The sequence below is a fragment of the Brevundimonas vesicularis genome, assembly GCF_032067225.1.
GTDB lineage: Bacteria > Pseudomonadota > Alphaproteobacteria > Caulobacterales > Caulobacteraceae > Brevundimonas > Brevundimonas vesicularis_F.
The window spans coordinates 26,682-51,190 of record NZ_DAMBJX010000010.1 but is presented as its reverse complement, the minus strand read 5'-3'; the positions used below and the strand labels follow the sequence as shown (position 1 = coordinate 51,190).

Sequence of the window (24,509 nt, the reverse complement as noted above, 5' to 3'; positions counted from 1 at the left end):
CGCCACGCGACAGGCCGGGGAGACACGCATGCGCATCGGACTTTATCCGGGCACCTTCGACCCGGTGACGAACGGGCATACCGACATCATCAAGCGCGCGCTGAAGCTGGTGGACCGGCTGGTCATCGGCGTGGCCCAGAACGACGACAAGGGGCCGCTGTTCTCCACCGCCGAACGGGTCGAGATGCTGAAGGCTGAGATGGCGCCCCTCGGTGGCGACATCGTGGTCCAGCCGTTTTCGACACTGCTGATGCATTTTGCCGAAGAGCTGGACGCCAGCGTCATCATTCGGGGTCTGCGCGCCGTCGCCGACTTTGAATACGAGTTCCAGATGACGGCCATGAACCAGCGCCTCAATCAGGACATCGAGACCGTATTCCTGATGGCCGATCCGCGCCATCAGGCGATCGCCTCGCGCCTCGTCAAGGAGATTGCCCGACTGGATGGCGCGATCGACAGTTTCGTCAGCCCCGCCATCGCCGAGCGAGTGCGGGCCAAGGTCAAGAACGGTTAGGGTAGACAAGACCATGCGTAAGGCAATCATCGCAGCGACCGTCGCCGCTCTTCTCGCGGCTGGCGCGGCCCAGGCGCCGGCTGTGGCGCAAACGGCGCCGGCGGCGTCCGACTGGCGGACCATTGCGCCGGAAAACCTGCTGGTTATCGATACGTCCAAGGGGCGGGTGCTGGTCGAACTGATCCCCGTCGCCGCGCCCAACCATGCGGAACGCATCCGCACCCTGGCCAACCAAGGATTCTACGATGGTCTGAAGTTCCATCGCGTCATCCCTGATTTCATGGCGCAAACCGGCGATCCGAAGGGCACGGGCGAGGGTGGCAGCGAACTGCCGGACCTCAAGGCCGAGTTCAGCTTCCGTCGTGGGCGCGACGCTGGCTTCGTCGCGGTGCCCAGCGTCGGCGCGGGCGTGCGCGGTCTGGTCGGCGATCTGCCGGTCCAGACCCAGCCCGACGCCCAGATGATGGTCACCGCCGACTTCAAGGTCGACGCCCACGGCCTGTTCTGTCCCGGCGTGCTAGGCATGGCCCGCTCGGGTTCGCCCGACAGCGCCAACAGCCAGTTCTTCCTGATGATGGGCGCGCGCGAACAGCTGGATGGCATCTACACCGCCTTCGGACGCGTGGTGTCCGGCCTGGACGTGGTCGGCAAGCTGAAGAAGGGTTCGGACGCCGAGGACGGCAAGGTGACCGATCCCGACACCATGACCCGCGTCCGCATGGCCTCGGCCCTGCCCGAAGCCGAACGTCCGACCGTGCGCGTCCTGAACGCCGGCAGCGCCGCCTTCGCAGAACGGATCGCCACGGCGCGCGCCGGGCGCGGCGGCGCCTTCAGCGTCTGCGATGTTCAGCCGGTCGCCGAAGTGACGGGCAGCTGAGGCTTTCGCAAACGGGGGAGGGGACGATGATGATACGAACCATGGCGATGGCGACGGCCGTGCTGGCCGCGACGGCGGGCGCCGCCCTGGCGCAAGACTCGACCGCCGTTCCCGCTCCCCCGCCGCCGCCCGGCGAATGGAGGACCATCGCGCCCGAAAACCTGCTGGTCATCGACACCAACAAGGGGCGGGTTCTGGTGGAACTGGCGCCCCAGATCGCGCCCGCCCATGTCGAACGCATCAAGTTGCTGGCGTCGCGCGGCTTCTTCGACAACCTGGTCTGGCACCGGGTGATCGACTGGTTCATGGCCCAGACCGGCGATCCGCTGGGCACGGGCGAGGGGCAAAGCTGGTATCCCGACCTGAAGGCCGAGTTCACCTTCCGACGTGGCGCGGACATGGCCTTCACCCCGGTCGCGGCCCCGATGGGGGCCCTAGTCGGTTTCGTCGATTCCATCCCGGTCCAGACCCAGCCTGACGCCCTGATGTCCGGCACCAGCGACAAGAAGGTCCACGGTTGGGCCCTGTATTGCCCGGGCGTCGCGGGCATGGCGCGAGACGAGGGCAACGACACCGCCAACAGCCAGTTCTTCCTGATGCGTCAGGCCTATCCGGCCCTGGACAAGCGCTACACCGTCTGGGGCCGGGTCGTGTCCGGCCTGGACGTCGTGCGATCGCTGAAGGCCAGCGACACGCCGGATGGTCTGGTCCAGGGACCGGATCAGATGACCCGCGTCCGCGTGGCGTCGGATTTGCCCGCAGCCGAACGTCCGACGGCGGCCGTGCTCAACACCAACTCCGCCACCTTCCAGACCCTGGCGCAGCAGGCGCGCCAGGCGCGCGGCGCGGATTTCTCGGTCTGCGACATCGAACTGCCGGTGCGCGTCACGCCCGCCGCCTGATCAGGCGGCGGGGGCTGTGCGGCCCCGTCCGCGTCGACGACGCCGTCCCCTCGGCGGCTTCTTGTCTTCGCGCATCCGTTGCAGCAGCAGGCCTTCGCGCAGGCCTCGATCCGCGACCCGCACCCGTTGCGACGGCCAGGCCCTTTGGACCGCCTCCAGGATCGCGGCGCCCGCCAAAACGAGGTCCGCCCGATCGGGACCGATGCAGGCCTCGCGCGCACGGCCGTCCGGCCCCAGCGCCTTCAGCCGATCCGCCGCCGCCTCGCAGTCGGCGCGCGTCATCCACAAGCCATCGACCCGGTCTCGATTGTACCGCGGCAGATTCAGATGAATGCCGGCCAAGCTGGTGATCGCGCCCGATGTGCCGACCAGATGCGCCCGGTTCTGCCGAAACAGGTCCAGCATCGGTTCATCGACGATCCCGCCCGCTGCAATAGCCGCGCCCATGTCGGCGACCATCGCCTCGTACCAGGCCTCGCCGGAGTTCGGGGGCTCGGGATGCCGCTCGGCCAGGGTCACGACCCCCACCGGCGCCGACATCCAGGCGGTGGTCGTCCATTCGGTTCCGCTGCGCTTCAGCCACGACATCTCGGTCGAGCCGCCGCCGACATCGATGACCAGCACCGCCTCGGCCTTGGGGTCGATCAGGTTCAGGCATCCCTCGACCGCCAGCCGCGCCTCTTCGGCGGGATCGATGATCCGCAGGCGCAGGCCCGTGCCCTTGCGTACACGGTCTATGAAGTCGGCGCCGTTCTCGGCCGCGCGGCAGGCCTGTGTGGCGACGGCGCTCAGTCGCGCCGAATCGACGCCCTTGCGCACGATCCGCTCGGCGCACAGGGCCAGGGCGTCATAGGCCCGGTCCATGGCGCGCGGGTCCAAAAGGCCCGTCCGCGACAGCCCTTCGCCCAGCCGCACGATGCGGCTGAAGCTGTCGACCACGCGAAAGCCTTCGCGTGACGGCCGCGCGATCAGCAGCCGGCAATTGTTGGTCCCCAGATCGAGCGCGCCATACAGCGGCGCATCTCGACCCGACGCATCCCGCGAACGGGAAGGCTGGGACCGCTCGTCGCGCCGTCGAGGCGCGCCGTGGGTCTCCGGCATGGGCCGTCATCCGTTGTGGGCGGTCCAAAGCGGCGCCCGTCCTGATCAGCCTAACCCGCCAAGATCGTCCGCGCCAAGCCATTCTGTCAGGAAGATGAACAGACCGGCAGGCATTGGGGTCATGCGCTGAATCGTATGAAGTGCGATGACCCACATTCAGACCGCACGTTTCGCCATCGGCCAGATCGTTCGCCACCGCGACGACGCCTTTCGTGGCGTCGTGATGGATGTCGATCACGCCTATGAGGGACCGGCCGGTGAAAGCGGCCTTGTCCGACCGGACCAGCCCTTCTACCGCGTCTTCGCCTTGGGCGAGGATGGCGGCTTTGTCGCCTATGCGGCTGAGGGCGCTTTGGAAGACGGCGATTCCGTGCTGCTGCCCGACGACGCCGAGCGGTGGTTCACCACCGACGGCATGGGCCACCACGCACCGCTGGATGAACGTCTGCACTGACGGTTGGAAGCCATGGCGGCTCCGGGCTAGGATGGCGGCAAAAGAGGAATACGCCATGTCCGACTTCGAACACGTCTTCGAAAAGCCGCCCGAGGGCGCGGCCGCCGACTGGACCATTCCCCAGAACTGGGCCGCCTATACCGAGGTCGAGCACCAGACCTGGGACACGCTTTACGCCCGGCAGATGAAGATCCTGCCCGGTCGCGCCTGCGACGCCTTCATGCGGGGACTAGATGCGTTGGATCTGAACGCCGGCGGGATTCCCGACTTCGACGTGATCAATCCCAAGCTTCAGGCCCTGACCGGCTGGACCGTCGTCTGCGTGCCGGGCCTGGTGCCGGACGAGGTCTTCTTCGATCACCTGGCCAATCGCCGCTTCGTCTCGGGCCAGTTTATCCGCAAGCCGGACCAGCTGGACTACCTTCAAGAGCCCGACATCTTCCACGACGTCTTCGGCCACTTGCCGATGCTGACCGACCCCGATTTCGCCGCCTATATGGAGGCCTATGGCAAGGGCGGTCAGCGGGCGGCCGGCCTGGGCATGCTGCCGAACCTGGCGCGCCTGTACTGGTACACGGTCGAGTTTGGTCTGATGAAGGAGGCGGACGGCCTTCGCATCTACGGCGCCGGCATCGTCTCCTCGGCGACCGAGAGCGTCTTTGCTCTGGACGATCCGTCGCCCAACCGCCTGGGTTTCGACCTGGAGCGGGTGATGCGGACCCTGTACCGGATCGACGATTTCCAGCAGGTCTATTTCGTCATCGACAGTTTGGAAGCCCTGAAAGACGAGACACTCAAGGACTTCGGACCAGTCTATGCGGCGCTGAAAGGCAAGGACGACCTCGCCATCGAGACCGTCCTGCCGACCGACCAGGTCTTCACCCGCGGCACCCAGGCCTACGCCCAGCGCGGCGGGCGGTTCGCGGCCTGATCTCCGTCAGGTGTGCGTAATCAGACTGTTGTGCTTCGTATCGCGCATGCGGATGAAGGTGAACAGCGACAGTCCGATCATGCCGGTGACGTACCAGAAGAAGACGCTCTCGACCCCCGCGCCCTTCAGCCACAGCGCCACATATTCCGCCGTGCCTCCGAACACCGCATTGGCGATGGCGTAAGGCAGCGCGACGCCGAGGGCGCGGATGTGGGCGGGGAACAGCTCGGCCTTCACCACCGCATTGATCGCGGTGTAGCCCGACACGATCACCAGCCCGGCCAGCGCCAAGAGGAAGGCGACGAAAGGGCTTTCGACCGTCGATAGGGTCGTCATGATCGGCACGGTGCACAACACCCCCAGCACGCCGAAAGCGATCATCACGGGACGCCGTCCCACCCTGTCCGACAGCGCGCCGACCGCCGGCTGAAGCAGCATGAAGATGAACAAGGCCGCCGCGCTGATTTCAGTCGCCGTGTTCTTGGAAAACCCGCTCGTATTGACCAGGAACTTCTGGAGGTAGGTCGTGTAGGTGTAGAAGGCCAAGGTGCCGCCGGCCGTCAGGCCCAGCACCATCAAGGCCTCTTTCGGGTGTTTCAGGATCAGCTGCACGGCGCTGGATTTCGGGGCGTCCTTGGCCTCGGTCGCCTTATGTGTTTCGTCCAGACGGCGACGCAGCCAGAAGACGACGACCGCCAGGCCCGCGCCGACGAAGAAGGGAATGCGCCAGCCCCACGACGCCAGCGCCGTCTCGCTGAGCGTGTTCTGCAGCACGATCAACAGCAGCAGGGCGATCAACTGACCTGAGATCAGGGTGACGTACTGGAAGCTGGACCACAAGCCTCGGCGATGCGGCTCGGCCATTTCGGACAGATAGGTGGCGCTGGATCCGTATTCTCCGCCGACGCTCAGCCCCTGCAACAGCCGCGCGAACAGCAGCAGCGCCGGCGCCGCCAGGCCGATGGTGGCATAGCCGGGCGTCACGCCGATGATCAGCGAACCCGTGCACATCAGGGTCACCGAAAGGGTCAACCCCGCCTTGCGACCTTTGCGGTCGGCGTAGACCCCCATGATCCACGCCCCGATCGGCCGCATCAAGAAGCCCACCGCAAAGACGGCGGCGGCGCTCAGCAGTTGCGCCGTCGGGTCTTCGCTGGGGAAGAAGACGGGCGCGAAATACAGGGTGAAGGCCGCGTAGGCGTACCAGTCGAACCACTCCACCAGATTGCCGGCCGATCCGCCGACGATATTTCTCAATCGGCGGGCCGGGCTCATGGGCGCTGTGGTCGTCATGGCCGTATCAGCCTCTCTGGAAGGGGTAGAAGTCGGTTCCGAGATTCAGGATCGTCGTCAGTTCATCCAGCGCGCTGCGGCTTTCCGTGAGCAGGTCAGGGTCTGCCAGATCGGCGGGGCGCAGTTCGTCGCGGTACCAGCGCCCGGCCCAATCCGACAGACGCGCATGCAGATCGTCGGTCAGGCGCATGGCCGAGTTCGTCGCCGCCAACTCGGCCTCGGTCAGCACGACACGCAGGCGCAGGCAGGCCGGTCCGCCGCCGTTGCGCATCGACTGGCGCACGTCGACATATTGCACCCGGCCGATCGGACCGTTGGAGGCGGCCAGCGCTTGCGCCACCGCATGGCTGCGTGGGTTGTCGCGGGTCTCGGTCGGGCAGATCAGGGTCAGGCGATCCTCGCCGGGAACCTGGATCAGCATGGAGTTGAACAGATAGCTCGAGATCGCATCGGCCAGCGGCAGGTCGGCGGACGACACCTCGACGAAGATCGGCTGGAACAGCCCATCGGCCGCGCCGCGGATGGCGGCCTGGGTTGCGGCCGTGTCTTCGAACGCCAACTCGTGGAAGAACAGGGTGTCCAGCGCTCCGACGCAGACCACGTCGTTGTGGAAGGTGCCGCCCGCGATGGCGGCGCGGGATTGCTGGGCCAGGACCGGCCGTCCGGCTTCGTGGCGGCGCACGATGGCTTCCGACGCTTCGCGCGTCTGGCGGGCGGGGAAGGGGCCGTCCCAAGGCTCGAACGCCTCGCGACCCCAGACCAGCAGATTGACGCCGCGACCACCATGCTCGGCGCACAGGCGAACGTGGTTCGCGGCGCCTTCGTCGGCCAGATGCGCGACCGCGGGCAGGGCGCCATGGACGGCGAACCGGCGGGTGTCGGCAAACAGGGCGTCCAGCGCGCGCTTGGTTTGCCAGTGCTCCAGGCTGCGGTGCAGATTGGTGTGCAGATTGGCCGGCGTGAAATGCACTCGGCCGTCGGCGGCGTCGGCGCTGGGCGTCACGGTCGCGGCGTTGGCGGCCCACATGGGCGAGGCCGAACAGGCGGCGGCGGCGAACGAGGGCGCGCTGCGCCAAGCCTGCTCCAGGACCTGAGCGTCCGATCCGACGAAACCCAGGGTCCGCAGGAAGGGAATATTCGGCCGCTCATGCGGCGGCAGGATGAACTGGGGCAGACCCAAGTCCGCCAGTGTCTTCATCTTGTCGAGGCCCTGAAGCACGGCCGCGCGCGGGTTGGACGCCTCGCCCTTGTTCAGGCTGGACGCCAGGTTGCCCGGAGACAGACCGGCGTAGGAATGAGTCGGCCCAATCAGACCGTCGGCGTTGGCCTCGACAGCGCTGATCATCGCAATCCCTTGATCTCGCCTTCGATGTTGGCGACGGCGTCGGCCTCGAAACTGGCGACCGGATAGGCGCAATAGTCGGCGGCGTAATAGGCGCTGGGCCGGTGGTTGCCGCTGGCCCCCAATCCGCCGAACGGCATGTCACCGGCGGCGCCGGTGGTCGGGCGGTTGAAGTTGACCACGCCGGCGCGGATGCGGCGGATGAAGTGGTCCCAGTTTTTCGGATCATCGCTGACCAGACCGGCGGACAGGCCGTAGCGAGTCGCGTTCGCCGCCTGGATCGCCGCGTCGAACGAGGCGACACGCGTCACAGACAGGAATGGGGCGAACATCTCTTCGTCCGGCACGTCGACCCCGGTCACGTCGATGATGGCCGGCTTGACGAAGGCGCCCGGAAGGTTGGCGACCGGCCCCGAGGCGCGGATGACCTTGGCCCCCATGTCGATCCGTTCCTGCAAGGCCTTCAGCGCCGCTTCTGCCGCACGCGCCGAGATCAGCGGGCCGGCATAGGGTTCGGGATCGCTGTCCCACGGGCCGAAGATCAGCCGGTCGGACAGGGCGGCGATGGCTTCGATGATCGCATCCCCCTGCGGGCCTTCCGGCACGATCAGGCGGCGCGCGCACGAGCAGCGCTGGCCGGTGGTGATGAAGGCGGACTGCACCGCGATGCCCGCGACGGCCTCGGCGTCCGCTGCGTCCCATACGACAAGCGGATTGTTGCCGCCCAGCTCCAGCGCCAGGATGACATGAGGATCGTCGGCGAACTTCCTGCGGAAATGCGCGCCCGCCGCGCCCGAGCCGGTGAACATCAGGGCGTCGATGCCGGCGTCCAGCAGGGCCGCGCCGGTCTCGCGTCCACCCTGGACCACATTGACCACGCCGGTCGGCAGGTCGGCGGCGGCAAACGCCTCGGCCATTACCTGACCGACCAGGGGCGTTTCCTCCGACGGCTTGAAGACGACCGTGTCGCCGGCCAGCAGGGCGGGGACGATATGGCCGTTCGGCAGATGGCCGGGGAAGTTGAACGGGCCAAGCACCGCCGCAACGCCGTGCGGACGGTGTCGCAGGGTGGCGCGGCCGAACGCCGTGTCGCTGGTCCGTTCGCCCGTGCGCTCGTCATAGGCGCGGATCGAGATGTCCACCTTGCCGATCATGGCGGCGGCCTCGGTCTTGGTTTCCCACAGCGGCTTGCCGGTCTCGTGGGCGATGGCCTCGGCGATCTGGGGCGCGCGGTCTTTCAGGACGGCTTGATAGCGTTTGACGCCCTCGATCCGGTCGGCGCGCGGCGCATCGGCCCAAGCGGGGAAGGCTGTGCGGGCGGCGTCGACGGCGGCCTGAACCTGGGCCGGGCTGGCGGCCTCGCCCTCCCAGTTGGTCGCTTCGGTGGCGGGATCGGTGGAGGTGAAACGGATCATGATTTTACTCGCACAGTGTCTCCGCTGCGTACCTTGAGCGCGGTGGCGGTTTCGGCGGTCAGGCGAACGGCGTCGCCGTCGATGTCGGCCTTGGCGCGGACGGCGCGGAAGGCGGCGACGCTGTCGGTCGAGAGCAGGGCCGGCAACTCGGCTTCAACCCCCTCGACGATCTGAACCGTCAGGCGCCGGGCGTCGCGCACGGTCCGGATATTGTCGCGCCCGCAGGCGACGGTCGGACCAGCGTCGAAGATGTCGACCAGACCATTGGGCCGGAAGCCCTCGCTTTCCAGCAGGGCCATGGCCGGCACGCCTTGCGGATGGACCTTGCCGATCACCGCGCGGGCCGGCTCGGGCAGCAACTCGGTATAGATCGGGTGGCGCGGCGCCAGGTCCAGGATGAACTGCTTGTCCGTCGAGCCGGTCATCCGGTCGGCGTGGTCGAACTCCATCGGGAAGAACTTGTGCGCCACATGGTCCCAGAACGGGCAGGCGCCGTCGGGCGTGAAGACGCCACGCAACTCGGCCAGCACATTGTCGGCGAACAGCTCGGGCTGGGCGCCGATCAGCATATATCGCGACTGGCTAAGCAGACGGCCCGCGCCGCCCTTTCTCCGATCCGCCTTCAGGAACAGGGACCCGACCTCGGTCCAGCCCGTGCATTCATTGACCAGAACCAGGGTCTGGTGATCCAGCTTCACCCCAAGCGAGGGCGACTGGACGGTGTTGTTGACGACGCGGAACGAAAAGAAAGGCCGCTTCAGCCCCACCGTCGCCTTGACCGAGCCGACGCCGTCGATGTCGCCGGTGTCGCCGTCTTCCAGCATAAGGGTGTACCAGGCCTCTTGCCAGGGCACGCGACCCTCGAAGCTCGCCTGGCTCAGCTCCAGCCGATCGGCCAGGGCGTCGGGGTCCTCAGGCAGGCTGGTGAAGCCGGGGCCGGACAGGATAGCTAGTTCCAGCAGATGGTCGAGATCGGCGGGGCCGGCGGGACGGACGACAAGCATTCTACAGGGTTTCCATCCGCAGGGATTTCAGTTTGGCCGCATCGATTTCACCCGAAGCAATCTTGCACAGGATCAGGGCGCTGAGCTGCGCGCGTTCGACGAAACTGTCGGGCCAGGCGAACTCCTGATCTGAATGGATGTCGCCGCCGCGAACGCCCAGGGTGTCGATATTGGGCAGGCCGGCCGCATGCAGATTGTTGCCCTCGCACACCCCGCCGGATGGTTTCCAGGCGATGGGCTGGCCCAGCAGGGCGCCGGCTTCTTTCACGGCCTCGAACAGGGCGGTCTGGGCGGCGTCCATCGGTTTGGGCGCGCGGGTGAAGCCGCCGTGCAGATCCAGCGTCAGGCCCTCAAACGGCGGTGTCGCGGCGATGGCCCGTACGGACGCGTCGATCCAGTCGGCGGCGGCCTTGTCCGGCACCCGGACGTTGAACCGCACCACGGCGTTGTCGGCGACGACGTTCAACGCGCCCCCGCCCGAAATCTTGGCGACGTTGACGGTGACGCCCGCGTGCTGACCGTTCAGGCCGTGCAGGGCGGCGGCGATGATGGCGGCGCCGGCCACCGCATTTCGGCCTTCGTCGAAGGCGCGGCCGGCGTGGGCGGCGCGACCGGTCACGATCAGATGATAGTTGCCGCTGCCCTTTCGCGCGCCGGCCAGCGTGCCGTCCGCCAGCGCCGGTTCATAGGTCAGGCCCACATGCCCCCGCGCGCCCAGTTCGGCCAGCAGCGGCGCGGAGGCGGGCGAGCCGATCTCCTCGTCCGGGCTCAGCAACACCGTCCAGCCGACGCCGTGTTTGTCGGGATGGGTTTCGAACGCCTCCAGCGCGGCCAGCAACACGCTGATTCCGCCCTTCATGTCCGCCACGCCGGGACCGTTCAGGGCGCCGTCGGCGCGCGTGGTGACGGTCTGGAACCGGCTGTCGGCGGGGAAGACGGTGTCATAGTGGCCGGTCAGCACGACCTGGATCGGCGCATCCGGCCGGGCGGTAATCTTTAGCGCGTCGGCATGGGCCTCGGTCCGCACCGACCCGTCGTCGGCGATGGTGGTCGAGCCCTGCGTCGGGAGGCGTTCGACGGCGGCGGGCAGGGCGCTCGCCTCGGCCCCCAATGCGTCCAGCACAGCATTCAGACCGGCGGCGTTGCGGCTGCCGGAGTTGATGTTCGCCCAGTCGATGGTGCGGCCGATGATCGTCTGGCGTCGCGCGGCGACGTGGTCGAGGACGGCCTGGTCCGAGGTCAGAATCCGCATCGGCCGGACCCTAGACGCCTCGACCCCAAAGGTGAAGGTCGGGGCCTGTAAGTCATCGCCGATCACCGCTAGGTTCCGCTCGAAACGAGGGCCCCAATGCAACGCAACAAGATCGACCTCTGGCTCCGCGCCATGAACCCGCTGAAGCTGCCGCGCGGCATGGCCGAGGCCCAGCGTTCTGCGCGCTCGATGGTGATCGGCCTGGTCATCGCCCTGATCGTCGGCCTGATCCCGACCTGGTGGATGTTCACCTCGGGCTGGTTCGAGACGGCGATGAGCGCGGAGTACGCCAAGATGGGTCTGTCGGCGGATCAGTTGGCCATGCAGCAGGAGATGATGAAGGTCATGTGGCCCTTCGCTATCGCCTCTGGCGCGATCTTCTCCGTCCTATTCTATGGCGTCGTGGCGGTGGTTCAGTGGCGCATGATGACGCGCGCCATCCCGATCATCATGCTGGCGCTGATCGCCTACAGCGTGGTTGCCAATCTGGGGATGCGGCTGCTGGGGACCATGCCGTCGCCGGACCTTCCGCTGTGGGTCAACCTGACGACCTGGCCGGCCATGATCGTGTCGGGCGTGATCTATGTCGCGTCGCTGCAAGGCGCCATGCTGCTGCATCGTCTGAAGCAGGAGGCCTGATGTCGGTCGTCCTCTACCACAACCCGAAATGCAGCACGTCGCGCAACGCCCTCGCCCTGCTGCGCGAGCAAGGCGTCGAGCCGACGGTCGTCGAATATATGAAGACCGGATGGGATCCCGAGACGCTGCAACGATTGGCGTCCAAAACAGGCGTCGGTTTGTCCGGTCTGCTCCGCAGGAAGGAGGCCGACGCCAAAGCGCTGCTGGACGCCGGCGCAGATGACGAAGCCATCCTGGCCGTAGCGATCGCTCAGCCGATCCTGATCGAACGTCCGATCGTCGAAACCGCCAAGGGCGCCGTCATCGGCCGGCCCGTGGAGCGGGTGCTGGAGGTTCTCTAGCGACTGATCCGACGGGGCGGCCTAGCGGTTCCGGCCGCCCCGGTTCGGACGACGGTCGCCCGCTTCGCGGCTTTCGTGACGCCAGCGGATCGACAGGCTGGTCTGGCCCTGGCCGCCGAACTGCGAGGCGATGGCGACGTTGCGCCGAGGCTGCCATTCGACCTTGACCGCCGCACCATTCTGACCGCCGCCGATGACCTCCAGATAGACGTCGTCGGTGATGTAGCGACCGCCCGCAACCGTGACCGCAGACGCGTCGCCGCCGAACGACAGCCGGTCCAGACCCGCCAGTTCGCGCAGGTTGCCGATCACGTCGAACCCGCCGCCGCCCGCCAGGGCCGCGACCCCGGCCGCCAACTGCGCCGCCTCGAACGCCGACAGCTGCGACGCCGACCGTCCGAACAGCACCTGCGACAGGATTTCGTCCTGGGGCAGGGACGGGGTGGAGGTCAGGGCGATCTTGGGTTCGGCCGCCGTGCCCGTGACGTTGATCGAGGCCGTCAGGGCCGCGTCCTCACGCGTCGCCGCCAGATTCAGACGGATCTGTTTGGGATCGGTCGACAGGGTGACGCGTCCGGTGTCGTCGAACACGAACCGCTTGCCCGCGAACTCATAATCGCCGCGCACCACATTGGCCGTCCCGGTCAGTTGCGGCTGGGCGATCGTGCCGCGCACCCGGGCGTTCACGTCCAGGATCACGTTCAGGCCGCGACCGTTGACCCGCACCTTGCCGCCGCTGGAACGCAGGACGATGTCCATGCCGATCTGCGGACCGCGCGCCTTCTGCTCCGTCTCCTCCGGATCGCCGCCGGGACGATTGATCTCGACCACATCCATCGAGACGATGCCGGTGGCGCCGGGCAGTTCCGGTTCGATCTTGGCCTCGTCGATGTCGATGCGGCCGCCCAGCTGAATATTGCCGTCGGCGCCGCGAACGATGGTGATCGGGCCCGAGGCGCGGGCCTCGGCGATATCGTTGTCGATGACCCGGAACCGGTTCAGCATCAGTTGCGCGTTCGATCCGGAGCCCTGGCGCAGACCGATGCGGCCCTGGCCGGACACCGTGCCGCCCTTGCCGTCATTGGCCGTGAAGGTCTCGATCTGGGCGGCTGTGTCGTCGAACCGGGTCCGCAGCGTCAGGTCGCTGAGCACCAGGCCGACCGCGTTCTCGCGATAGGAGCCTTGGCTCAGATCGAACCGGCCGTTCAGACGCGGTGCGTTCAGCGTCCCGCCGATCGTCGCCTGACCCGCCACCTGACCCGCCAGACTGCGGTCGCCGCCCAAGAACAGGTCCCAGATCGGCTGGATCTGCCCATTGATCGACACCCGGCCCGACATCTCGCGCGTCCGGGCGATGGCCAGCCGCAGCGGCGCGGCCGAGGCCTCGACCGGCAGGACGACGTCAGCCGAGGCCTGAACCGCGCCCTCGTCGACTGCCGTCGCCTTGATGCTCAGCCGGTCGCCCGCCAGGGTCGCGTCCACGCGTCCGTCGACGGCCAGGCCGCGCGGCGCGTCGATGCTGCGCACGTTCTGAAGGGCGATATTGGCCGTACCCGACAGATCGCTGCCGGCGCCGCGCAGGGCGACCTGGCCCGTCACGCTGCCGCGCAGTTCGGGCGAGATCGAGCCCAGATCGACCCGCGTCAGGTCGGCTTGGATCGCCGCGCCGCGCGCATCCTGACGCAGGTCGGCCAGCAGCACGCCGCCGCCCACGCCCAGATCCAGATGCGCCGTGCGCGTGGCCCCGTTCAGAGTGATCGAGGCCGGGCTGCGGGTCGTGAACGCCACCTCGCGCACCCGTCCGCCGCCGCGCAGCGTCAGACCGTGGGTCGTGTTCTGCCGGGAATAGACGCCCGTGCCGTTAAACTGGGCAGGGTTGGGGCCGCCCACGTCCAGCGCCAGGGTGAAGGGCAGGTTGTTCAGCGTGCCGTGCCCGTCCAGATCCAGCTTGCGAATGATCCAGCTCTGACCCGCCAGCCGGACATTGCGGCCGCTGACGTCCAGAATGGCGCTGTCCGATCCGCCGCCGTCGGTCAGCCGCACCCGTCCGTTGGCTTCGCCCGAAGCCAGGAAGGCCCCGGCGCGCGCCGAGAAGGTCAGGTCTGCGCTGGAGGGAATGCTGTCGGACAGGGCGATCGCGCCCCTGGCCGTTACGCCGCCGGCGTCCACGTCCAGATCGCTGAGCCGAATGCGCTTGCCGCCCAGGAAGAAATTGCCCGAGGCGCGCGCCGGCCCATAGTTCGAGCCGCTGACCACAGAAATCCGGCCGTCCGACGCATCCGCGCCCTTGCGGAAGCTCAGCGTCAGATCGGCGTTGTTCAGCGTCAGCGCGCCGGCCGTGACCTGCTGGAAGCCAGCGGTCAGATCGACGCGCGGCTGGGCCAGTGTACCGGTCAGGGCGCCGCGTCCGTTCATGTCGCCGCCGATCTCGACCGGCCCGGCCGCGAACGGGCCACGCGCGTTCCAGTCCAGCGCCAGCCTCAGCTTGCCGGCGGTTTCGATGATGCCCTTGGCCCCCGCGCGACCGGCCGCGCCGGTCAGTTCGCCGCGCTCGACCTCGATGCGTCCGCCGTTCAGCTTGCCGGCCAGTTGCAGGCGCGGCGTCTTGCCGAGCAGGCGATCCAGTTCGTCCAGACCCACTGTCAGATTGCGGCCCCGTCCCTCGAAGTTCAGCACCCATGGCGCGCCGGCCCGCGCCGACGAAGCCCGGATCGGACCGCCGAAGGCGCCGCGCGCATCGGCCAGCACGCGCCTGGCGTCGGTCAGTTGCGCCTCGCCGCGGAAGTTCATCCCGCCCAGCAGATTGCGCGAGCCCGAGCCATTCAGCGTCAGGCCTTGGCCCTGCAGATCGACCTTGGTCAGCAGGATGGCGCCGTCTTTCATCCGCGCCGCCTTCATCTGCACGCGCGGGGCCGGACCCAAGAGACCGCCGATGATGCCTTCGCCCGATCCGCCGTTCGCGCGAATGTCGCCGTCCAGATCAATCCGGCCGTTCTTGACCGCGACGTTCAGCGGTCCGGCGATGCGCGTGGCGCGATAGCTGGCGACATTGGCGTTCAGCAGGGTGACCTGGCCGTCCAGCGTCCAAGTCTGGGCGTCGCCCTTGAACAGGCCGGAATAGGCCGCTGGTCCCGCCACATCGGACCCGACCAGCCGGCTCAGCGAGGCCGTCTGAATGTTGAGGCTGATCCCATCGGGCGAACTGCGATCGGAGTTGCGGATCAGGCCGCGCGCCTCGGACTGGACGTTGTCGGAAATCAGCTTCCACGCCACGCCCTGGCTGGCCTTGTCCGGCGTAGGAACCATGGCGAAGCCGAACCGCGCGGTGCGGCCGATCTTGGTGACGAAGGGCGCCAGCAGGTCCGAGTTGCTGAAGTCAGCGAAGCCCGCGACGCGAGAGCCCTTGTCGCCGAAATGGCCTTGGACGATCAGGGGGACGAACTGTCCCGTCTGAACCCGCGCATTGACGACATCCGCGTTCAGAACCGCGACCGCCGAGAACGGCTGATCCGGCGAATAGCCCAAGGCGCCGGCCAGCGGTCCGCCCTGAGCCTCGTTGGCGCGCAGGTTCAGGCGCGTGTCTTCGAGTTTGCCCCCAAATGTCGCCGCCAGACGCAGGAAGTCGCCCGGACGGTTCAGGCTGTCGGCGTTGACCATCGCGCTCTTGGCCCCGGCGCGTGGCAGGCTGGCGTTCCCCGACAGGCTCCAACGGCCGTATTCCTTGGAAAAACCTTCCATCAGTTCGATGTTGGCCGCGAACTTGTCGATGCGGACCGAGATCGGCTGAGGGCTGGGCGGTTCGCCAGTGGGCGGCTCGACCACGGGCCGACGAAGGACGCGAATGGTCTCGGCCTTGATGTCGTTTGCATGGAAGCTGCGGCCCAGCAGGGCCAGATACGACCAGTCCATGCTGAGGTTGTTCGCCTCCAGCCAGATACCCTGACTGTCGGCCAATGTGATGCGGTCGATGGTGAAGTCGCTGAGCAGATCGCCCTTCAGCCCATAGACCTTCAGCCGGCCGTAGCGGCTGATCTTCAGGTCCTGAAGCCGTTGCAGAACCATGTCGCGACCGCCGTCCGAGGCGATGTAGTAACGCCCTCCGACCAGGGCGGCGGCGATCAGCACCAGTAGTCCGGCCAGCACGACGCCCACGCCCAGGGCGATGCGTCTGATCAGCCCGCGACGCGGCTTCGCGGGCCGCGCGGCCTTGGCCGGCGTCGTCGCTTCTTCAGGCGTGGCTTCGGGCGGTGTATCGGTCAAAACGCCTGCCCGATGCTGATGTAGATCTGGAAGGCGGAATCGCCCTCACGCTTGTTGAGCGGCATGGCGACATCCGCCCGGATCGGCCCGAAGGGCAGCATGTAGCGCACGCCCACGCCCGCGCCGTAGCGCATGTTGGTCAGGTTCGGCGTCTCCTGGAAGCCAACGGACCCAGCGTCGACGAAGGCGACGGCCTGGAAGCTCTGACCGATCGACTGGCGCACCTCGAACGAGGTTTCGAACAGCGACAGACCGCCGCGCGGCGTGCCGTCCGGCAGCTGCGGATTGACGTTCTGGTACGAATAGCCCCGCACCGAACCCCCGCCGCCGGAATAGAACAGACGGTCGGCCGGCACGTTCAGCTCGCTGCCGCCGACGATGGAGCCGATCTTCATGCGCCCGGCCAGGATGGTGCGATCACCCGCGACGGGGAAGTAGGCGGTGCCTTGCGTTTCGGTGCGCAGGAACAGGATGTTGCTCTCGCCGGTCACCGCCGTCGGCTGAACCGCCAGATTGACCCGCCAGCCCTTGGTCGGGTTCAGCGGATCATTGGAGCGGTCGATGTAGGCGCTGGTCCGCGCGGTGATGATCGCCAGATCACGGTCGAAGGTCACGCGCTGCGGGGGCAGGGTGGTGAAGTCGTAGCGAGTCTCGCTGTAGCGCCCGGCGTCCAGCCCGATTCCGTAGTTGAAATAGGAGGTCTTGCCGATCCGCTGTTGCAGGTCGGCGTACAGAACCACGGCGGTGCGCAGATAGGCGTCGGTGTCTTCGTTTACGACCGCCGCGCCCAGCTTCAGCGTCCGGCCGGGTCGGCGCCAGTGGGGCAGGGACAGGTCGGCGCCGATCCGGCTGTCGATGTCGGCCAGTCGCGCTTCAAGCCTCAGGGTGTCGGCGCGGCCGAAGCGGTTGTAGCGGGTCTGGATCACGTCCACGCCCGCGCCCTCGGCCGTTGACCAGGTGGCGCCGGCCTCCAGCACGCGACGGGGGCGGTCTTGCAGGCTGACCACGACCGGGCGATGACCGTCGGCGGTGATCTGGTCCAGCGGCGACAGCGCGACGCTGACGCCGTCATAGACGCCGGTGTCCAGCAGCCGGCGTTCTAGCTCCGCGACCATCTCGGGATCGTAGCGATCGCCCTCGTTCCACGGCGCCAGGCCCGCCACCCAGGCGGGATTGGTGCGGCCCTGGCTGGTCAGGCGCACGCCGTCCAGACGCACCAGCGCGCCGGAGGCGATGCGATACTCGGGCGCGACGGTGAAGGCCGCGTGATCCACCACGACACGGCGCGGATTGGCCTTGGCGTCGGCATAGCCGTCACGTACCAACGCCGCCACGGCCCGACCTTCGCCGGATATGACGTCTGCCGCTCTACCTGGATCGCCCGCCTTCAGCGCGATCGCAGTCTTGGCCTTGTCCGCCGCCTCGGCCTCAGGCGCGGGGTCGGCCCACTGGATCGTCGGGACGGTCAGCAGGAAACGGCGCCCCGGTTCGACCGAAACCACCGCGATCGGCGTCTCCTCGCCCTCGACGATGTCTTCGACGACCGGTTGATAGTAGCCTTCGGACCGCAGCAGGGCGGTCGCCGAGGTCACGGCGCTCTCGGCGCGACGACGCGCCTCGAAGCGGCTGGCCGGCGCGCCGTCCACCTCGCCCACGGCCCGCTCCAGCGCCCGCCGCAGATCGCCGTCCATGTCGCCCCGGATCTGCGCGCGGGGTTCCGCCGCCGCTGCATGGGCGCAGGCCGAAAACGCCGCGAGGGCGACCAGCAGGGTAGGCCTGAACGTCAAACTCAATCTTTCGTCAAAAGGACGCCCCCCGGCAAACCTGTTCGTCAGTAGAACAGCGTCTCGCTCTCGGGCTGGACCGACTGTTCAGACGTGCGTTCCTCAGGCGGAAGCGTCGTCGACGGCGGGGGCGTGGGCGTCGGGTCCTGAACCTCTGGCGCAGGCGGGGGAGTGTCTTCCTTGACCGGCGGAGGCGCCGGCTCGACCGACATCTCTCGATAGTCGTCGTCCGAGCGCGAAGGACGGTCGTCGCAGGCCGACAACGCGAGCACGCTAGCGGCGGCGGCCAAGACAAAAATCGAGCGTGTCATGAAAGTCCCCGGTCTCCGCCGACCAAACGCCTGTCGCGCTAAGCTGTTCCCTTAGCGCCGAAATCTGCGTCGGTCATCCTGCGTGATCGGACCATTTTGTGACCATTTGATCCAAGGTCAGTTCGGACTTGGGGGAGGGCGCAGCAACTACGCCGTCGAAACGGGGCGCGGGTTGCGGCAGGCCGCTGTGGTATGTTCCACGCGCCTGATTGTGCGGATGATCCGGCGCCTCGGCCAGGCTCAGCACGGGCGTGACGCAGGCTTCCGTCCCGGCGAAATGGGCGCTCCAGTCATCGCGGTCTCTGCTTGCGAATAAGGCCGCAAACCGCGCTTGCAGGGCCGGCCAGGCGGCGATGTCGTATTGAACCGCGTCAGCCGGATCGATCTCCAGGCCGGCCAGCAGCGCAGCGTAGAAACGCGGCTCCAGCGCCGCCACCGCCACGAACCCGCCGTCGCGACAGGCGTAGCAGCGATAGAAGGGCGCGCCCCCGTCCAGCAGGTTGGCTCCGCGCCGGTCGCTCCACAGCCCCCGACCCCGCAAGGCCTGGAACAGACCGCCCAGCAGAGCCGCCCCGTCCGTCATGGCGGCGTCCACCACGCGTCCCTTGCCCGTTGACCTAGCCTCCACCAGCGCGGCCAGCACTCCGACCACCAGCAGCATGGCCCCGCCGCCGTAATCTCCGACCAGGTTCAACGGCGGGGAGGGCGGATGATCCGCCTCGCCCATGGCATGCAACACTCCGGACAGGCCGATGTAGTTCAGATCATGCCCGACTACATTCGCTAGCGGCCCCGTCTGGCCCCACCCCGTCACGCGTCCAAACACCAGCGCGGGCTTTCGCGCCTGGAGGGCGTCGGGACCATAGCCCAGCCGCTCCATGACGCCGGGTCGAAAACCTTCAATCACCGCGTCGGCCCCATCGATCAGCTGCAGGATGCGCTCGCGATCGGCCGGTGATTTCAGATCGACCGGAACGGCCGCTCGTCCCCGATGCAGCACCTCGCCTCCGACCTCGTCGAAAACCGCCGGTCCGGCCGAGGCGTCGCGCGTCAGCCGCACCACCTCCGCCCCCAGGTCCGCCAGCATCATTCCGGCGAAGGTGACCGGACCCAAGCCGTCGAATTCGATGATGCGGACGCCATTTAACGGTTTCATGCCCAATGAGTAGCAGACCGGGTCTTGACCGGAAGGCCGGATTACAACAGAAGGCGCCCTTCGACGGTTCGGGCCAGCCCGGACGTCGCGCGGTGCGTCCTTAGCTCAGTTGGTTAGAGCATCTGACTTTTAATCAGAGGGTCCTCGGTTCGAGCCCGAGAGGACGTACCATTTAAAGCCCGCTTCGGCGGGCTTTTTGCTGTCTGGGACTTGGGTTAGTGGGTCGCAAAGCGACCCGGCGCAGTCGCATCTGCCGCGATCGGAGCGTTCGACTTGTCGAGATACTTCGACAGGGTGGCGACCAGGGCCGGCAGTTGCAGCGGCTTGGCCAGGTGGTCGTCCATGCCGGCGTCGCGACACAGCTGGATCTGGTCCGGCTGAACATTGGCGGACAGGGCGATGATCGGCAGTCGGCGTCCGCCGCCCTGCTCGATACGGCGAATCTCACGCGTGGCCGTCAGGCCGTCCATGACCGGCATCTGCATATCCATCAGGACGAGGTCGTAGACTTCGGACTGCACCGCATGCACCGCTTCGGCCCCATCGCTGGCGGTAGCGACCTCCAGTCCCATGCCGACAAGGATGACGCTGATCAGTTCGCGGTTGGCCGGTGCGTCGTCGGCGATCAACACGCGGCCCTCGGGCATCACGCTGAGGCGCGGTCCCTCGGCCTCCGATCCGCCCTCGGCGATGTGCAGCGGGACGGTCACCTTGAACGTCGATCCCAGGCCGGGCTGGCTCGTGACGACGATATCGCCGTCCATCGCCCGCGCCAGCCGCCGCGAGATCGCCAGCCCCAGGCCGGTGCCCCCGTAGAGCCGGGTCGTCGACCGATCCGCCTGCGAGAAGCGTTCGAACAGATGGGCTTGGGTCTGAGGGCTCATGCCGATGCCGGTATCGGTCACCTCGGCCGTCAGACGCCATGCGCCGTTCGCCTCCAAGGCCCCGCCGACCGACAGGCTGACCGAGCCCTGGCTGGTGAACTTCACCGCATTGCCCAGCAGGTTGAGCAGGATCTGTCGAAGACGGGCCTGGTCGCCCATCAGGCGATCCGGCATGTCCGGCGACAAGTTGACGTGCAGCGCCAGACCTTTGGCCAGACACTGGGCCTCCATCATCTGGACTGTCTCGTGCGCCAGGGCGGCTGGATCGAACCGCTGGGGTTCCAGCTCGATCATGCCAGCTTCGAGCTTGGAATAGTCCAGCACGTCGTTGATGACCGACAGCAGGGCCTCGCTAGCCGTGGCGATGCGCGCGACATAGCCCTTCTCGGCCTCGGGCAAGGCCTCGCTGGCCTTCAGCAGGTTGGAAAAGCCGATGACGCTGGTCAGAGGCGTGCGCAGTTCGTGGCTCATGTTCGCCAGGAACTCGCTCTTGGCGGCCGCCGCCGCCTCCGCCCGGTCGCGCGCGGTGACCAGTTCGTCGGCCAGGATCTTGCGATCCGTCATATCACGGATGACCACCACCACCTCCGACGGCTTGCCCGTTTCGGCAGCGAGGGCGCGGAAGGTGCATTCGACCCAGACGATCGAACCGTCTCGATGAAGGGCGCGGTGCTCCAGCCGGCACGGCTCTTTGGTGTGGATGGTTCCCAGCACGGCCCGGGTCACCATTTCTCGATCATCGGGATGGACATAGTCCATGGGCCGGCCGTTCATCTCTTCGGTGGTCCAGCCGAGCAGGCTTTCGATCGCCGGAGAGATGTATTTGCTGGTGCCGTCCGGGCGAACGCGGGTGATCACATCGCCCACGTTTTCGGCCAATAGCCGATAGCGCGCCTCGTCACGCTGAGCGCGGGCGATCTGGGCCTGCTGGTCTGTGATGTCCTGAAACACGCCGTAAAGGACCTTCACGACCCCGGCGTCGTCACGTTCGGCGCGCGCCTGGGTCAGAACCGCACGCTCCTCGCCATCGGCGCGAATCAGCCGAAGCCGCATTTTGTAGCCATCGCCGGTTTCGGCCGAGTGTGCGATCGCCGCCAACAATCCGGGCCTATCGTCGGGGTGATAACGGTCGATGGCCGAGTCAACCTGGGGATCGAAGGTTTTGCGATCCAGACCGTGGATGCGGAACACCTCGTCGGACCAGTGGACCTTGCCGCTGGCCAGTTCCAACCGCCAATGACCTACGCCGGCCATGTTTTCGATCAGCTCCAGCGTGCCGTGGCGCTCATCGCTGACGCGACCGACTTCCAGCGACGCGATGATGTCTTCGGCCATGGCGCCCAGGGTTCGCAGCGTCGCGATCTGAGCGTCGGAGGGGTGAGGGCGGGGTTTGCGATCCATGACGCCGAACGCGCCCAGCGGCTGACCGTCCGGGCCGCAGATCGTCACGCCGGCGTAGAAACGCAGATTATAGGGGGGCGCAACCAGGAAATGATTGCGCGCTGCGGGGTCCGCCAGACCGTCTTCGACCACGAGGACGGCGCCCTTGCCCCGGCGCAGCAGACGGTCGCCGAGGGTGCGTTCGCGCGGCAGGCTTCGAACAAGTTCACGATCGCTGCACCACAGGACGGCGTTGTCGCCGCTGACCAGGGTGACGACGGCGGCGGGCGCATCGAAAACCGTGCAGGCCAGTTCCGTAAGACGTTGGAACGGACCAGCAGGGGCGTCCAGGGCTTCCAGGCTCTTGGCGATGTAAGGCACGACCGAACTCCAACGACCGGTCAAAGTGACCTAAAATCAGAGAATTCTTCGTTACCGACCGCTTCCGCCGCTACGCTTTAATCGCCAGCCCAGGCGTGATCTAAGCCACCACATGAAACGCCTTCTTCTCGCAGTCAGTCTTGTTGCGCTTTCCGGTTGCAATGCCGGTCGGTCGGCGATGGGCGGCGCCGAACAGGTCGGGGCGGGCTTCGCGGCGGCGGCGACGGCGCCGCTGGAAGACTTCAACCTGCGTCGTCAGATAATCCCGACGGTGCTGCTGCAAGCCGAAGCCAATCCCTACGACCTGCGCAATCTGAATCAATGCACGACCATCGGCGCAGAGGTCGCAAGGCTCGACGAAGCGCTGGGACCCGATACGGACGAACCGCCGCGTCAGGATGGCTCCTATCTCAGTGAGCGGGCGGCGGATGCGGCGGCCAAGGCGGCGCTGAACGCCATTCGCGACACGACGACCGACTTTATTCCCGGCCGAAACTGGATTCGTCGATTGAGCGGCGCCGAACAGCATTCAAAGCACGTTCAGTCGGCCATTCAGTCGGGCCGAATGCGCCGCGCCTTCCTGAAGGGCATGGGCATGCAGCGGAACTGCGCGCCGCCGGCGGCGCCCAGCTGGTTCAGACCGCACCCTTAGGCGTCAGCCGTTCGACATGTGGCGCGCGTGGAAGTCGCGCCTGAACTGCTCGAACCGACCCTCGGAAATCGCCGCGCGCATGGCCGCCGTCAGCGCCTGATAAAAGGCGATGTTGTGCCAGCTCAGCAGCACCTTCCCGAGGATTTCGTCGGCGCGGATCAGGTGGTGCAAATAGGCCTTCGAATACTGCGACGACGGGCCGTCGATGGTCGGGTCCAGCGGGTCCTGATCCTCGGCGAAGCGGGCGTTCTTCAGGTTCAGCGGCCCGTCCCAGGTCCAGGCCTGGCCGTGACGGCCGGCGCGGGTCGGCAGGACGCAGTCAAACATGTCCACGCCGCGATACACCGCCTCGACCAAGTCGACCGGCTTGCCCACGCCCATCAGATAGCGCGGACGATCGAACGGCAGCATTTCGGGCGCATAGTCCAGCACCTCGCACATGGCCTGGTGGCCTTCGCCGACCGCCAGACCGCCGATGGCGTAGCCGTCGAAACCGATTTCTTGCAACTGCTCCGATGACTGGCGGCGCAAGTCCTCGAAGGTGGATCCTTGCTGGATGCCGAACAGGGCCTGGTTTTCACGCTGGCCGAACCGGGCCTTGGACCGCGCGCCCCAGCGGATCGACAGCTCCATCGCCTTTTTGGCCGCATCCTTCTCGGCCGGATAGGCGACGCACTGGTCCAGCTGCATCGAGATGTCGGCGCCGATCCGGTCGGCCTGGATTTCGATCGACCGCTCAGGCGTCAGAACATGTTTGGAGCCATCGATGTGGCTGGAGAAGGTTACGGCCTCCTCCTTGACCTTGGAGATGCCGGCCAGGGACATGACCTGGAACCCGCCGCTGTCGGTCAGAATGGGCTTGTCCCAGCCCATGAACGTGTGAAGCCCTCCCAGACGCTCCATCCGCTCGGGGCCGGGGCGCAGCATCAGGTGATAGGTGTTGCCCAGCAGGATGTCGGCGCCGGTCGCCTTGACCTGATCCACCGTCATCGCCTTGACCGTGGCGGCGGTGCCGACCGGCATGAAGGCGGGGGTGCGGATATCGCCGCGCGCGGTCTTCAGCACCCCGGTGCGGGCGCGGCCCTCGGTGGCGGAAATCTGGAAGGGGAAAGGCATTTAGGCGATCAGTCGTTCAAGCTGTTCGACGCGCGCCAGATCCTTGGGGCGGCCGAACAGGCGGTACAGGGCGATGTGGTCCCGGATATCCGGAACGAACAGGGGCGTGTCCTCAACGAAAACGCGGCGGCGCGAGCTGAAGGCGACCGGGGTCCAGTCGCCGCCGTCGCGTGTCTCCAGATCGGCCATGATCTCGACCAGGATCGGCTGATCCGGCGCGCGCCCGAAAACGGCGGAGCGGAACAGACCTTCGCCTGGATCGGGTATCACCACGCCGCCCAGCGCGCCCAACAGGCTGCGCGCATCGCGCGGCGCGCACAGCACGTCGATGTCGGGCACATGGATGTCGGTCAGGCCATAGAGCGCCATCGCCGCTCCGCCGAAGATCCACCACGGCTCGCGCAGGTCGCGCGCGGCCTCGCCGACGGCGATCAGGCCGTCTTGAAGATCATGCGGAAGGTCGTCGGGTGACACGGGGCGGGCTCGATTTCGTCAGGAGGCGGCATTTAGGCGTTCCGGT

General features: G+C 67.2%; 21 protein-coding genes and 1 tRNA gene. 9 read left to right on the top strand and 13 right to left on the bottom strand.

The features are described 5' to 3' along the window. Window positions 1-28: 28 nt before the first annotated feature. Genes coaD through RT123_RS04190 form a run of 3 tightly spaced genes read left to right on the top strand, consistent with a single transcriptional unit; the run spans window position 29 to window position 2,293 of the window. Window positions 29-514 carry a pantetheine-phosphate adenylyltransferase gene (coaD, locus tag RT123_RS04200; RefSeq protein ID WP_017504115.1) on the top strand — a complete coding sequence of 162 codons (486 nt, stop codon included), beginning with the start codon at window positions 29-31 and terminating at the stop codon, window positions 512-514. Between the two features lie 13 nt (window positions 515-527). Then, window positions 528-1,391 (top strand): peptidylprolyl isomerase, encoded by an 864-nt coding sequence (locus RT123_RS04195; protein WP_313008024.1) that lies wholly within the window; start codon window positions 528-530, stop codon window positions 1,389-1,391. Window positions 1,392-1,417: 26 nt separating this feature from the next. Then, window positions 1,418-2,293 carry a peptidylprolyl isomerase gene (locus RT123_RS04190; protein ID WP_313008023.1) on the top strand — a complete coding sequence of 292 codons (876 nt, stop codon included), beginning with the start codon at window positions 1,418-1,420 and terminating at the stop codon, window positions 2,291-2,293. Here the strand turns inward: RT123_RS04190 and RT123_RS04185 are convergent, their stop codons facing one another. Beyond that, complete coding sequence (locus RT123_RS04185; RefSeq protein WP_313008021.1) at window positions 2,294-3,394, bottom strand: Ppx/GppA phosphatase family protein; 1,101 nt, start codon at window positions 3,392-3,394, stop codon at window positions 2,294-2,296. A gap of 145 nt (window positions 3,395-3,539) precedes the next feature. Between RT123_RS04185 and hspQ the strand changes: the two genes are divergently transcribed. Beyond that, on the top strand, window positions 3,540-3,848 hold the full coding sequence (hspQ, locus tag RT123_RS04180; RefSeq protein ID WP_292077268.1) for a heat shock protein HspQ: 309 nt from the start codon (window positions 3,540-3,542) through the stop codon (window positions 3,846-3,848). 55 nt (window positions 3,849-3,903) lie between these two features. Then, a complete protein-coding gene (phhA, locus tag RT123_RS04175) occupies window positions 3,904-4,779 on the top strand; it encodes a phenylalanine 4-monooxygenase (RefSeq protein WP_313008019.1) in 876 nt (291 codons plus the stop codon). Between the two features lie 6 nt (window positions 4,780-4,785). Here the strand turns inward: phhA and RT123_RS04170 are convergent, their stop codons facing one another. Genes RT123_RS04170 through RT123_RS04150 form a run of 5 tightly spaced genes read right to left on the bottom strand, consistent with a single transcriptional unit; the run spans window position 4,786 to window position 11,085 of the window. Further along, complete coding sequence (locus RT123_RS04170) at window positions 4,786-6,072, bottom strand: MFS transporter (protein WP_313008017.1); 1,287 nt, start codon at window positions 6,070-6,072, stop codon at window positions 4,786-4,788. A gap of 7 nt (window positions 6,073-6,079) precedes the next feature. Beyond that, window positions 6,080-7,417, bottom strand: a complete 1,338-nt coding sequence (gene astB / locus RT123_RS04165) for an N-succinylarginine dihydrolase (protein WP_313008016.1) — start codon at window positions 7,415-7,417, stop codon at window positions 6,080-6,082. Then, window positions 7,414-8,829, bottom strand: a complete 1,416-nt coding sequence (gene astD, locus RT123_RS04160; protein WP_313008015.1) for a succinylglutamate-semialdehyde dehydrogenase — start codon at window positions 8,827-8,829, stop codon at window positions 7,414-7,416. The genes astB and astD overlap by 4 nt, the downstream gene beginning before the upstream one ends. Next, window positions 8,826-9,833 carry an arginine N-succinyltransferase gene (locus RT123_RS04155; RefSeq protein WP_313008014.1) on the bottom strand — a complete coding sequence of 336 codons (1,008 nt, stop codon included), beginning with the start codon at window positions 9,831-9,833 and terminating at the stop codon, window positions 8,826-8,828. The genes astD and RT123_RS04155 overlap by 4 nt, the downstream gene beginning before the upstream one ends. A 1-nt stretch (window position 9,834) precedes the next feature. Further along, window positions 9,835-11,085 carry a hydrolase gene (locus tag RT123_RS04150; protein ID WP_313008013.1) on the bottom strand — a complete coding sequence of 417 codons (1,251 nt, stop codon included), beginning with the start codon at window positions 11,083-11,085 and terminating at the stop codon, window positions 9,835-9,837. A gap of 96 nt (window positions 11,086-11,181) precedes the next feature. Between RT123_RS04150 and RT123_RS04145 the strand changes: the two genes are divergently transcribed. Then, on the top strand, window positions 11,182-11,724 hold the full coding sequence (locus tag RT123_RS04145; RefSeq protein WP_313008011.1) for a hypothetical protein: 543 nt from the start codon (window positions 11,182-11,184) through the stop codon (window positions 11,722-11,724). After that, window positions 11,724-12,065 (top strand): arsenate reductase (glutaredoxin), encoded by a 342-nt coding sequence (arsC, locus tag RT123_RS04140; RefSeq protein WP_313008010.1) that lies wholly within the window; start codon window positions 11,724-11,726, stop codon window positions 12,063-12,065. Before RT123_RS04145 ends, arsC begins: the two co-directional genes overlap by 1 nt. Before the next feature lie 21 nt (window positions 12,066-12,086). Here the strand turns inward: arsC and RT123_RS04135 are convergent, their stop codons facing one another. The 4 genes from RT123_RS04135 to RT123_RS04120 form a co-directional block, all read right to left on the bottom strand. Next, a complete protein-coding gene (locus RT123_RS04135) occupies window positions 12,087-16,325 on the bottom strand; it encodes a translocation/assembly module TamB domain-containing protein (RefSeq protein WP_313008009.1) in 4,239 nt (1,412 codons plus the stop codon). After that, window positions 16,322-18,112, bottom strand: coding sequence for an autotransporter assembly complex family protein (locus tag RT123_RS04130; protein ID WP_271041497.1), 1,791 nt, complete (start codon window positions 18,110-18,112; stop codon window positions 16,322-16,324). Before RT123_RS04130 ends, RT123_RS04135 begins: the two co-directional genes overlap by 4 nt. Window positions 18,113-18,156: 44 nt before the next feature. After that, a complete protein-coding gene (locus tag RT123_RS04125; RefSeq protein WP_271041496.1) occupies window positions 18,157-18,420 on the bottom strand; it encodes a hypothetical protein in 264 nt (87 codons plus the stop codon). A 73-nt stretch (window positions 18,421-18,493) separates the two neighbouring features. Next, window positions 18,494-19,576 carry a CaiB/BaiF CoA-transferase family protein gene (locus RT123_RS04120; RefSeq protein ID WP_271041495.1) on the bottom strand — a complete coding sequence of 361 codons (1,083 nt, stop codon included), beginning with the start codon at window positions 19,574-19,576 and terminating at the stop codon, window positions 18,494-18,496. A gap of 94 nt (window positions 19,577-19,670) precedes the next feature. Here RT123_RS04120 and RT123_RS04115 point away from each other — a divergent pair. Next, window positions 19,671-19,747: transfer RNA gene (locus RT123_RS04115), tRNA-Lys, on the top strand. A gap of 44 nt (window positions 19,748-19,791) precedes the next feature. On the opposite strand, the gene RT123_RS04110 is transcribed toward RT123_RS04115, so the two are convergent. Then, the gene (locus tag RT123_RS04110; RefSeq protein ID WP_313008008.1) at window positions 19,792-22,221 is read right to left on the bottom strand and encodes a PAS domain-containing protein; all 2,430 of its coding nucleotides are present in this window, start codon (window positions 22,219-22,221) and stop codon (window positions 19,792-19,794) included. A 112-nt stretch (window positions 22,222-22,333) separates the two neighbouring features. Here RT123_RS04110 and RT123_RS04105 point away from each other — a divergent pair, with 112 nt between their 5' ends. After that, window positions 22,334-22,873, top strand: a complete 540-nt coding sequence (locus RT123_RS04105) for a hypothetical protein (RefSeq protein WP_088582188.1) — start codon at window positions 22,334-22,336, stop codon at window positions 22,871-22,873. Between the two features lie 3 nt (window positions 22,874-22,876). Here RT123_RS04105 and tgt read toward each other — a convergent pair whose 3' ends face one another. Together tgt and RT123_RS04095 are read right to left on the bottom strand one after the other, a co-directional pair. Beyond that, complete coding sequence (gene tgt, locus RT123_RS04100) at window positions 22,877-23,989, bottom strand: tRNA guanosine(34) transglycosylase Tgt (protein ID WP_313008007.1); 1,113 nt, start codon at window positions 23,987-23,989, stop codon at window positions 22,877-22,879. Further along, complete coding sequence (locus tag RT123_RS04095; RefSeq protein ID WP_313008006.1) at window positions 23,990-24,463, bottom strand: hypothetical protein; 474 nt, start codon at window positions 24,461-24,463, stop codon at window positions 23,990-23,992. Between the last annotated feature and the right edge of the window lie 46 nt (window positions 24,464-24,509).